This window comes from Streptomyces sp. NPDC054932 (assembly GCF_053610205.1).
The window spans coordinates 1-11,445 of the sequence record NZ_JBSGXU010000238.1; the positions used below are offsets into that span (position 1 = coordinate 1).

Consider the following 11,445-nt stretch of genomic DNA (forward strand, 5'->3'; position numbering starts at 1 on the left):
GCCCGGGCCCTGGCGGCCACGCAGGCGGCCTCCTGAGGCCGCTGCCCGTTCCGCTGCCCTTCCGTCGCCGACGGGCCGCAGCGGCCCGTCAGAGCAGGGCGTCGCGGAGCGCTCCGCCCGCCTCCGCCACGATCTCCGTGACGGACTGCGCGGGCCTTGCGAGGCTGAAGCGGACCTCGCCCCCCGGGGCCACGGTGAAGCCGTGGACCGCCGGGCGGGGCAGGCTGTTGTAGGCGTAGTGGGCGGTGAAGAAGTACGCACCGGTGTCCGGGACGCCGATCAGGTCGCCGGGGGCGAGCAGCGGCAGCTCGCGGGCCGCGGCGAGCAGGTCGCCCGCGAAGCAGGCGGGGCCCGCGACGTCCTGGGCCACCGGGTCGCCGGTCTTCGGGGTGCCCTTCGCGTCGTAGGGCAGGATCCGCACCGGCCAGGCCGCCGGGGCGTACGCCGTGCGGGTCGCCAGCTGGACCCCGGCGTGGGTGAGCGCGATCGGCCGGGATCCGCTGGTCTTGGTGTACTCGACGCGGGCCAGCACCAGGCCGTGCTCGGCCAGCAGGGACCGGCCGAACTCGGTGACCAGGCCGTACGAGCCGTCGAAGAGTGCGGGGACCGCCTCGCGCAGGGCGTGGACGTACTGCGCGTACGTCGGGGTCCGCTCGTCCGAGGCGAAGTTCACCGGCAGGCCGCCGCCGATGTCGAGGGTGTCGACCTGACGCCGTCCGGCCGCCGTGTTGATCTCTTCGGCCAGTGCGTGCAGCTCCCGTACGCCTTGTGCGATCAGGGTCAGGGGGACGCCCTGGGAGCCCGAGTGGATGTGCAGGCGGGTCAGCCACGGCCGGTCCAGAAATGCCCGTACGAGCCACTCGCGTGCGCCGGGATCGCGTACGGCGACACCGAACTTCGAGGTCGACGTCGCCGTGGACAGCGCGTCGATGGCTCCCGCGCCGGTCTGCGGATTGATCCGGACGCCGATCGGGGCCGTGGTGGGCGCCGCGGCGACGAGCACGTCGAGGCGCTCCAGCTCCTGCCGGTTGTCGGCGTTGACGGCGATCCCCAGCGCCAGGGCCTCGCGCAGCTCGGCCACCGTCTTGGCGGGGGAGTCCAGGACGGTCCGGGAGGCGGGGACCCCGGCCGCCCGGGCCAGTGCCAGCTCGCCGGGGCTGGCCACCTCGCAGCCGATGCCGGCGTCGGCGAGCAGCCGCAGGACCGGGACGAGCGGGGCGGCCTTGACGGCGAAGGCGTGCAGGGCGGGGGTACCGGGCGCCAGGGCGTCCGCGAAGGCGCTGGTCAGGGCGGCGGCGGAGGCCCGGATCCCGTCGGTGTCCAGCAGACAGACCAGGGGCTGCGAGACGTCGGCCCCGCCCACGAGCCCCTGTTCGACGGCGGCCTGCACGGCCAGGTCCCGGCGCGCGGCGGTGTCCCGGCCCACATCCGTGTTTGCAGCCATGTCCGCCATCCCATCATCCGACGGGGCCGCCCGCAGCTGTTGACTGAATCTATTCAGGGGGAGACTATGTGAATAGATTGACCAACATCGGAGGAGGCACCGCCATGTCAGGACCCCGCCCCGTACGTGCCGCGCGAGGCACCGAGCTCAGCACCCTGGGATGGCAGCAGGAGGCCGCGCTGCGGATGCTCCAGAACAACCTCGACCCCGAGGTCGCCGAGCACCCCGACAAGCTCGTCGTCTACGGCGGCACCGGCAAGGCCGCCCGCGACTGGCGCTCGTACGACGCCATGGTCCGCACCCTGCAGACCCTCAAGCAGGACGAGACGATGCTCGTCCAGTCCGGCCGCCCGGTCGGCGTGATGCAGACCCACGAGTGGGCGCCGCGCGTCCTGCTCGCCAACTCCAACCTCGTCGGCGACTGGGCCAACTGGGAGGAGTTCCGCCGCCTGGAGAACCTCGGCCTGACCATGTACGGCCAGATGACGGCCGGCTCGTGGATCTACATCGGCACCCAGGGCATCCTCCAGGGCACCTACGAGACCTTCGCCGCCGTCGCCGCGAAGAAGTTCGGCGGCACCCTCGCGGGCACCATCACCCTCACCGCCGGCCTCGGCGGCATGGGCGGCGCCCAGCCGCTGGCCGTGACGATGAACGACGGCGTCGCGATCTGCATCGACGTCGACCCGCGCGCCATCGACCGCCGCATCGAGCACCGCTACCTGGACGTCAAGGCCGACAACCTGCGCCACGCCCTCCAGCTGGCCGTAGAGGCCCGCGACGCCCGCAAGCCGCTCTCCATCGGCCTGCTCGGCAACGCCGCCGAGCTGCTCCCGCAGATGCTCGCCGAGGGCGCCCCGATCGACATCGTGACGGACCAGACCTCCGCCCACGACCCGCTCGCGTACCTGCCCGTCGGCGTCGACTTCGACGACATGGCCTCCTACGCCGCCAAGGACCCGGCGGGCTTCACCACCCGCGCCCGCGAGTCCATGGCCAAGCACGTCGAGGCCATGGTCGGCTTCATGGACGCCGGCGCCGAGGTCTTCGACTACGGCAACTCCATCCGCGGCGAGGCCCAGCTGGCCGGCTACGACCGCGCCTTCGCCTTCCCCGGCTTCGTCCCCGCCTACATCCGCCCGCTCTTCTGCGAGGGCAAGGGCCCCTTCCGCTGGGCGGCGCTGTCCGGCGAGGCCTCGGACATCCACAAGACCGACAAGGCGATGCTGGAGCTCTTCCCGGAGAACGAGTCCCTGCACCGCTGGATCAAGATGGCGGGCGAGCGCGTCCACTTCCAGGGCCTGCCCGCGCGCATCTGCTGGCTCGGCTACGGCGAGCGCGACAAGGCGGGCGAGCGCTTCAACGAGATGGTGGCCGACGGCACCCTCGCCGCGCCGCTGGCCATCGGCCGCGACCACCTCGACTGCGGCTCGGTGGCCTCCCCCTACCGCGAGACCGAGGCCATGCTGGACGGCTCCGACGCGATCGCCGACTGGCCGCTGCTCAACGCCATGGTCAACGTGGCCTCCGGCGCCTCCTGGGTCTCCATCCACCACGGCGGCGGCGTCGGCATGGGCCGCTCGATCCACGCGGGCCAGGTCACGGTCGCCGACGGCACCGCGCTCGCCGGCGAGAAGATCCGCCGCGTGCTCACCAACGACCCGGGCATGGGCGTCATCCGGCACGTCGACGCTGGCTACGACATCGCCGAGTCGGTGGCCGACGAGCGCGGCGTCCGCGTCCCGATGCGTGAGGGCGACTCCGCGTGAGCGAGGCAGACGTCACGGGCGCGGCCTCCGGTGGGGCCGCGTCGTTCCACGGCATGTGGGCCGAGCTCGCCCCCATCGGCCGCAACGCCGACACCGGCGGGTACCGCCGGTACGCCTGGAGCGGGGCCGACGCCGACTGCCGGACCTGGTTCCAGGAGCAGGCCGAGGCGCGCGGGCTGACGTACGAGACCGACCGCAACGGCAACCAGTGGGCCTGGCTCGGCGACCCCCTCGCCGGGGACGCCGTGGTCACCGGCTCGCACCTGGACTCCGTCCCCGACGGCGGGGCCTTCGACGGCCCCCTCGGGGTGGTGTCCTCCTTCGCGGCACTGGACGAGCTCCGCAGGAGGGGCGCGGAGTTCTCCAGGCCACTTGCCATCACCAACTTCGGTGACGAGGAAGGGGCCCGCTTCGGGCTCGCCTGCGTCGGCTCCCGGCTCGCCGCCGGACAGCTGACCAAGGAGAAGGCCTACGAGCTGCGCGACGCCGACGGCATCGCGCTGCCCCAGGCCATGGAGGCCGCCGGATACGACCCCGAGACCATCGGGGCCGACCCCGAACGCCTGGGCCGCATCGGCGCCTTCGTCGAGCTGCACGTGGAGCAGGGCCGGGCCCTGGACCTCTCCGGGGACCGGGTCGGCATCGCCTCCGCCATCTGGCCGCACGGCCGCTGGCGGTTCGACTTCCGCGGCGAGGCCAACCACGCCGGCACCACCCGGCTGGTCGACCGGCGCGACCCGATGCTCACGTACGCGGCGACCGTGCTGGCCGCCCGTACCGAGGCGGCCCTCGCCGGGGCCGTCGCCACCTTCGGCAAGATCTCGGTCGAGCCCAACGGGGTCAACGCCATTCCGTCGCTGGTGCGCGGCTGGCTCGACTCCCGCGCCGCCGACCAGGCCACCCTCGACACGGTCGTCACCGCCATCGAGAAGGCCGCCCGCGAGCGCGCCGACCAGGACGGCATCGACCTCGGCATCGTCCGGGAGTCCTTCACCCCGGTCGTCGAGTTCGAGCACGCCCTGCGCGACGAGATGAACCGGATCCTGGGCGGGGCCGTCCCCGTCCTCGGGACCGGGGCGGGACACGACGCCGGGATCCTCTCCGCCGCCGTCCCGACCGCGATGCTGTTCGTACGGAACCCGACCGGCGTCTCCCACTCCCCGCGGGAGTTCGCCGCCGAGGACGACTGCGTGGCAGGCGTCCTCGCCCTCGTCGACGTACTGGAAGGCCTGGCATGTCGCTGACGACGTACTGGCTGGAGCACGCCTGGCTCGGCACCCATGTCGAGCCGGGCGTCGCCCTGGAGGTGACCGCCGAGGGCCGCATCGGTGCCCTGCGCACCGGCGTGAGCAGCCCGCCGCCCGGTGCGGAGGTGCTGCGCGGCCTGACGATCCCGGGGCTGGCCAACGCGCACAGCCACGCTTTCCACCGGGCCCTGCGGGGCACCGTCCAGGTCGGCTCGGGCACCTTCTGGACCTGGCGCGACCTCATGTACAAGGTCGCCCAGAACCTCACCCCCGACAGCTACTTCGCGCTCGCCCGCGCCGTCTACGCCGAGATGGCGCTGGCCGGCATCACCAACGTCGGCGAGTTCCACTACGTCCACCACGCGCCCGGCGGCGCCGCGTACGCCGACCCGAACGCCATGGGCGAGGCCCTGATCGAGGCCGCCGCCGCGGCCGGCATCCGGATCACCCTCCTGGACACCGCGTACCTGTCCTCCGGCTTCGGCGAGGCCCCCAACAGCCACCAGCTGCGCTTCTCCGACGGCACCGCCGATGCCTGGGCGGTGCGCGCGAGCGCGCTCAAGCCCCGCGAGCACGCCCTGATCGGCGCCGCCATCCACTCGGTGCGCGCCGTGCCCGCCGCCGAACTGGCCACCGTGGCCGACTGGGCCGAGGAGCGCCGGGCGCCCCTGCACGTCCACCTCTCGGAGCAGACCGCCGAGAACGACGCCTGCCGGGCCGCCCACGGGCGCACCCCGACCCAGCTGCTGGCCGACCACGGAGTGCTCGGCCCGCGCACCACCGGCGTCCACAACACGCACCTCACCGATGTGGACATCGCCCTCCTCGGCGGGACCACCACCGGCACCTGCATGTGCCCCACCACCGAACGCGACCTCGCGGACGGCATCGGCCCGGCGACCCGCCTCCAGCACGCGGGCAGCCCGCTGTCCCTGGGCAGCGACAGCCATGCGGTGATCGACCTGCTCGAAGAGGCCCGCGCGATGGAGCTGAACGAGCGCCTGCGCAGCCGGACCCGGGGCCACTGGACGGCGAACGCCCTGCTCAGCGCCGCGACCGAGGACGGCCACGCCGCCCTCGGGCTCCCGGAGGCCGGGCGCCTGGAGGCCGGCGCGCTCGCGGACTTCACCACGATCGCGCTGGACTCCGTACGCACGGCCGGTCCGCTGCCGCGGCTGGGGGCCGAGACGGCGGTCTTCGCCGCCACCGCCTCGGACGTCCGCCACACGGTGGTCGGCGGCCGCCACGTGGTCCGCGACGGCCACCACACCCTGGTCGGGGACGTCCCGACGGCCCTGTCCGAGTCCATCGCGGCCCTGCGCTCCTGACCGTGCCGCCTGCGGCGGGCTCTTCCCCCGCCCCGCCCTTTCGCCGTTTCCCGGGGCTCCGCCCGGTCCGGGCGGAGCCCGGTTTCGGGAAGGGGCGGGGTGGGGGACAAGCAAGCTCTGAGAGGACCCTCATGACCACCACTGCCATCACCAACATCGGCAGCCTCGTCACCAACGACCCCGCCCTCGGCGACGGTTCACCGCTCGGACTGATCGAGAACGCCGCAATCGTCATCGACGGCGACAAGGTCGCCTGGGTCGGCCCCGCGGCACACCTTCCCGCTGCTGACACCGCGTTCGACGCGGCCGGCCGGGCCGTCATCCCCGGCTTCGTCGACTCCCACTCGCACCTCGTCTTCGCCGGCGACCGCACCGCCGAGTTCAATGCCCGGATGTCGGGCCGCGCCTACTCCGCCGGCGGTATCCGCACCACCGTCGCCGCCACCCGCGCCGCCTCCGACGCCGAGCTGGAGGCGGGACTGGTGCGCCACCTCGACGAGGCCCGCCGCCAGGGCACCACCACCTTCGAGACCAAGTCCGGCTACGGCCTCACCGTCGCCGACGAGGCCCGCGCGCTGCGCATCGCCGCCGCGCACACCGAGGAGGTCACCTACCTCGGCGCGCACATCGTCTCCCCGGACTACGCAGAGGACCCGGCCGCCTACGTCGACCTCGTCACCGGCGAGATGCTGGAGGCCTGCGCCCCGTACGCCCGCTGGGTGGACGTCTTCTGCGAGAAGGGCGCCTTCGACGGCGACCAGGCCCGCGCGATCCTCACCGCCGGCGCCGCCGCCGGACTGATCCCGCGGGTCCACGCCAACCAGCTCTCCCACGGGCCCGGCGTCCAGCTCGCCGTCGAGCTCGAAGCGGCCTCCGCCGACCACTGCACCCACCTCACCGACGCCGACGTGGACGCGCTCGCCCAGGCCGCCGGCACCACCGTCGCCACCCTGCTGCCCGGCGCCGAGTTCTCCACCCGCGCCCAGTGGCCCGATGCCCGGCGCCTGATCGATGCGGGTGCGACCGTCGCGCTGTCCACGGACTGCAACCCCGGATCGTCCTACACGAGTTCCATGCCGTTCTGCATCGCGCTCGCCGTCCGCGACATGCGGATGACCCCCGACGAGGCCCTCTGGTCGGCCACGGCCGGCGGCGCCCGCGCCCTGCGCCGCGCGGACATCGGCATCCTGTCCCCCGGAGCCCGCGCCGACCTGGCCCTCCTGGACGCCCCGAGCCACGTCCACCTCGCCTACCGGCCGGGCGTTCCGCTCGTTTCCGCCGTCTGGCAGCGGGGCCGCCGCGTGCACTGACGAACGGTCAATCCCGGGTTGTCCTTTGTCTTCCCTCCGTAAGCCCCCGGGCTTACCTTGAGCCACCGATCTGATGTGTCGTCAGTTATCTGTGGCTCGAGGGGAAGACGAAGGTGTCCGACCGCAAACGCTCCACCGCGCTCGCGCTGGCCTCCGCGCTGGCCGGAACGGCGGTGCTGCTCACCGCCCCCGCTGCCCATGCCGCCGTCGTCGACGTGGCCTACGACTGCAAGACCCCGATCGGGGACAAGTCGGCGGTGTCGCCCATCGACATCAAGGCCGTGAAGGAGGGCGACGGGTACAAGCTGACGATGTCCTTCCAGAAGGGCGTCTCGTCCAGCCCCATCGAGCTCGGCAAGGGCGCGATGAACCCCAGCGCCGTCATCCTCGTCGGCGGCGCCGAGAAGGTGTCCGTACCGGTCTCCGGCCCGCCCAACCCCGAGGCCGTGCCCCCCGACACCCCCATCAGGATCACGGATCTCTCGGGCACCTACACGCCGAAGAAGAGCGGCAAGGTCACCTTCACCGCCGGTGTGCTCACCATCAGGGCGATGAGCACCACGACCACCTGCACCCCCGGCAACAACCCGGGACCGTCGCTGGAACTGGACGTCACGGCGGCCGGCGGCGGCGGTGCGCAGTCCGGCGGCGAGACCACCGGCGACACCCTCCCGCAGACCGGGCCCACCGACTCCGCCCTCGCCCTCGGCACCCTCGGCGGGACGGTGCTGCTCGCCGGCGCCGCGGGCGTGCTCTGGCTGACCCGGCGCGGCCAGCGGGCCCGGTCCTGAACGGAGCGACCCGGTCATGCCCGTGCTCCACACCCTCAAGCGCGCCGGTGCCGTGCTCCTGCTCGCCGCCGCCGTGCTGTACGCGGGCCCCGCGCACCCCGCGGCCGCCGACGAGCCGGGCTGGACCGCCGGGCCCGCCGCCGGTGCGGCCGCGGCGGCCCGCCCGTACTTCTACCTGGCGGGCGCCGCCGGCACCGTGCTGGAGGACCGCCTCGCCCTGGCCAACACCACCGACCGGGAGCGCACCATCACGCTGCGCGGGGCCGACGCCTACAACACCGCCGACGGCGCCCTCGCGGTCCGGCCGACGACCGGCGCCGCCGCCGCGGCCCCCGCCGGGGCCGGTTCCTGGATCAGCTTCGGCGCCGCCACCACCGTGAAGGTCCCGCCCCGCACCCGGGCCGTGGTCCCCTTCACGCTCACCGTGCCGCCCGCGGCCCCGCCCGGCGACCACCCCGCCGCCGTGATCGCCGCCGAGGGCGGCCACGAGGCAGGCGTACGGGTGCACCTGCGGGTCGGCGGCCCCACCCTGGCCGCCCTCACGGTCGAGGACGTCGCCGTACGGGGCCGGGGCCCGGCCGCCGTCATCGCCTACACCCTCGTCAACCGCGGCAACGTGGCCCTCACCCCCGACCTCCGGATCCGCGCCGAGGCCCTCATCGGCGAGGTGTCCGCCCAGCCCCGCGGCCGCACCCTGCCGGTGGAACTGCTCCCCGGTCGGCGGGTGGAGCTCACCGAGCCGTGGCCCGGCGCCCCGGTCGCGGGCCGGGTCCGCGTCACCCTCACCGTGACCGCCCCCGGTGGCGCCCGTGCGGTCGCCACCGGATCGCGCTGGCTCTTCCCCCCGGGCCTCGCCGGCTGGACCGGGGCCGGGCTGCTCGGCCTCGGTGCGACCACCGCGGCCGCGCTGTACCTCGTACGCGGCCGGCGGACCGCCCCGGTCCCGGCGCCGGACGCGCCGCCCGCGGCCGGACCGACCCCTGCACCGCACCACGAACTGACGGGAGCCGCCAGGTGAGAAGAGTCGCAGCCCTGCTGGCCGCGGGGCTGGCGGTGTGCGCCCTCGCGGTGTTCCCCGCGGCCCCGGCCGCCGCCGCCGAGGGCAGGCCGACCGTGGCGCTCTCGCTCCAGGAGGCCGCCAAGGGCACCGGGATCACCGTCACCGGTACCGGCTGGCCGGCCAGGACGCTGGTGATGCTGCTGGTCTGCGGGCAGAACATGATCGGCGGCACCAACAGCTGTGCCAACGCCGACGGCGCAGCCGTCTCGGTCACCGACGACGGGCGCTTCACCGCCCAGCTGCCCGTGGTGGCACCGCCCAAGCCCTGCCCCTGCATCGTCAACGTCACCTCCGTCAACGGCGACCAGTCCACCGTCGCGGCTCCCTTGAAGATCACCGACCACCCGGTCGCCGAGCTGCCCGCCGAATCCGGCACGGCCCGCCTCGCGATGCTCACCGGGGTCCGGCTGGAGGGCGAGGACGGGGTGCTGACCTGGTTCGGCGCCCCGCCCACCCGGAAGTTCAAGGTCACCGTCGGCAACCTCGGCCCGGTCCCGGTCAAGGACCCGGTCTTCCAGCTCGGCACCGCGCACGGCGTGTTCGCCCCGCTGTGGGAGGAGACCCGCTGGAAGGGCACCGTCCCGCCCGGCGGCAAGGCGGAGATCGCCCTGGACGTGGTCCTCGCCGCGGGCGCCCACGGCGACTACACGATCTCCCTCAAGTACGGCGAGACCGTGGTGGCCACGCAGCCCTGGGGCGTGGCCCGCCCGTACGGGGTGCTGCTCTTCTGGGGCCTGCTCCTGCTGGTGATCCCGGCCGCGGTCTTCCGTATCGGCATGGCCGTCGTCGACCGGGTCCGGCCGCGCGCCGCGACGGCCGCCGGCCGCCACCGGGGCGGTCCCCCGGACGCGGCCCGGGCCGTGACGGCCCGGCTGCCCCGGCTGCCCGCCCTGCCCACGCTGCGAGGAGCCGCGCCCGCCGCCCGCTCCGAGCGGCGGGGAGAGGCCCCCCAGACCACCACGGCGGTCCTGCCGTGGTTCACCCCGGACAGCGCGCCGGAGTCAGCACCACAGACGTCCGCACCGTCTGAGAACCGTTCGACGACGAAGGGACCATTGTGAAGACCCAACGGAGGGTGAGCGCGGCCGTGGTCGCGCTGCTGCTCGGCGGCGCGGGCATTGCCATGGCGGCTTCTCCCGCTCAGGCCGCCGAGGCCACGTTCAAGGTCAAGTGCGTGCCGCCGGCCGGCGGCGGCGCCCCGGTGGAGGGCGAGACCACCGCGAAGATCACCGCCCCGGCGACGGCCAAGGTCGGTGACGAGGTCGACGTGTCCTGGGAGACGGTCAAACCGGCCTCGAACAACACGGACCTGATGGACATCCCGCAGGACGCGGTCCAGCCCACCGGCTGGATCACGGTGGGCGGCGGTGGCGGGGAGCTGAAGGTCGTCGGGGAGAAGAAGAACCCGCCGATCCCCAAGAAGGCCCCCATGGTGATGTCCACGATGAAGGGCAAGCTGAAGCTGACCAAGGCCGGCAAGATCAGCCTGACCCCCGGCAAGTACGACGTCGCCGTCACCTTCTCCTTCGGCACCTTCGTCACCAAGTGCGCGCCGGTCGGGGAGGTCAAGGGCGGGGCCACCATCGACGTGTCGGCCGGCTCCAGCGGCGGTACGACCGGCGGCTCCACGACCACCGGCGGCTCCACCACGGGTGGCTCCACGACCGGTGGCTCCACGACCACTGGCGGCTCCACCACCGCCTCGGGCGGATCGGCCTCGGGCGGCGGAGGCGGCCAGACCGACTTCCCGGGCAAGGCGGTCGAGGTGGCCTTCGACTGCGGGCCGGTGGTCCCGGGGGGCATCAAGACCCCGGTCACGATCAACGCGAAGAAGAACGGCGGCAGCTACGACCTGACGGTCAAGACCGCCAAGGGCGCGATGGCGGCGCCCATGGCCCTGCCCGCCGGCGCGCTCAAGCCCTCGATGGACGTGAAGCTCGGCGGGGCGGACAGCGGCACGGTCAAGGTCTCCGGCCCGGCCAACGCGGAGCCGATCCCGGACAAGGCACCGGTCAGCCTCAGCGACATGACCGGCACCTACAAGCCCGGGAAGAGCGGCAAGGTGACGCTGAGCCCGGACCAGCTGACGATCGACGTCACGATGGCCCCCGGCGCCACCCCGATCAACGTCCCCTGCAAGGCGACGAGCAGCGGCGTCTCGCTGGAACTGGACACCACCGCCCAGCCGGGCGGCTCCGGCTCCTCGTCCGCCACCGGCAGCACCACCTCGGGCGGCCTCGCCGAGACCGGCGCGGAGGACGAGGGCGGCATCAAGGCCCTGGCCCTGGTCGCCGGCACGGTGATCCTGCTCGGCGGCGCGGTGTTCACCTTCACCCCGTGGCGCCGCCTGCGCGGCACCCGCTGACACGGGAACGGCCCGGCACACCATCCGGGGTGGCGGGCCGCTAGGCGTAAGGCGCGGACGCGGCAGTTAAAGTAGGCCAAGAGCGCGTTTGCCGTATTTGGGTAAATGAAGAACGCAAGGCCCGCGAGCCC

Annotated in this window: 9 protein-coding genes; 8 read left to right on the forward strand and 1 reads right to left on the reverse strand. The window is 73.8% G+C overall.

Features of this window, described 5'->3' with window-relative positions; all coding sequences use genetic code 11:
• Positions 1-88: 88 nt before the first annotated feature.
• Positions 89-1,444 (reverse strand): diaminopimelate decarboxylase, encoded by a 1,356-nt coding sequence (locus tag ACWGE1_RS36750; protein ID WP_453424809.1) that lies wholly within the window; start codon positions 1,442-1,444, stop codon positions 89-91.
• A gap of 104 nt (positions 1,445-1,548) precedes the next feature.
• Here ACWGE1_RS36750 and hutU point away from each other — a divergent pair, with 104 nt between their 5' ends.
• From hutU to ACWGE1_RS36790, 8 genes are all read left to right on the forward strand, one after another.
• Positions 1,549-3,213: a urocanate hydratase gene (gene hutU, locus ACWGE1_RS36755; RefSeq protein WP_384394108.1), complete on the forward strand. Its 1,665-nt coding sequence runs from the start codon at positions 1,549-1,551 to the stop codon at positions 3,211-3,213.
• A gap of 53 nt (positions 3,214-3,266) precedes the next feature.
• Entirely contained in the window at positions 3,267-4,457 is a 1,191-nt protein-coding gene (locus tag ACWGE1_RS36760) for an allantoate amidohydrolase (RefSeq protein ID WP_453424816.1), read from the forward strand.
• Entirely contained in the window at positions 4,448-5,788 is a 1,341-nt protein-coding gene (locus ACWGE1_RS36765) for a formimidoylglutamate deiminase (RefSeq protein WP_453424810.1), read from the forward strand. The genes ACWGE1_RS36760 and ACWGE1_RS36765 overlap by 10 nt, the downstream gene beginning before the upstream one ends.
• Before the next feature lie 131 nt (positions 5,789-5,919).
• Positions 5,920-7,098, forward strand: coding sequence for an imidazolonepropionase (gene hutI / locus ACWGE1_RS36770; RefSeq protein WP_453424811.1), 1,179 nt, complete (start codon positions 5,920-5,922; stop codon positions 7,096-7,098).
• A 113-nt stretch (positions 7,099-7,211) separates the two neighbouring features.
• Positions 7,212-7,889 (forward strand): LPXTG cell wall anchor domain-containing protein, encoded by a 678-nt coding sequence (locus tag ACWGE1_RS36775; RefSeq protein ID WP_453424812.1) that lies wholly within the window; start codon positions 7,212-7,214, stop codon positions 7,887-7,889.
• A gap of 16 nt (positions 7,890-7,905) precedes the next feature.
• On the forward strand, positions 7,906-8,907 hold the full coding sequence (locus tag ACWGE1_RS36780; RefSeq protein ID WP_453424813.1) for a hypothetical protein: 1,002 nt from the start codon (positions 7,906-7,908) through the stop codon (positions 8,905-8,907).
• Entirely contained in the window at positions 8,904-10,010 is a 1,107-nt protein-coding gene (locus tag ACWGE1_RS36785) for a hypothetical protein (RefSeq protein WP_453424814.1), read from the forward strand. Before ACWGE1_RS36780 ends, ACWGE1_RS36785 begins: the two co-directional genes overlap by 4 nt.
• Before the next feature lie 14 nt (positions 10,011-10,024).
• Positions 10,025-11,314 carry a hypothetical protein gene (locus ACWGE1_RS36790; protein ID WP_453424815.1) on the forward strand — a complete coding sequence of 430 codons (1,290 nt, stop codon included), beginning with the start codon at positions 10,025-10,027 and terminating at the stop codon, positions 11,312-11,314.
• The last annotated feature ends 131 nt before the right edge of the window (positions 11,315-11,445 follow it).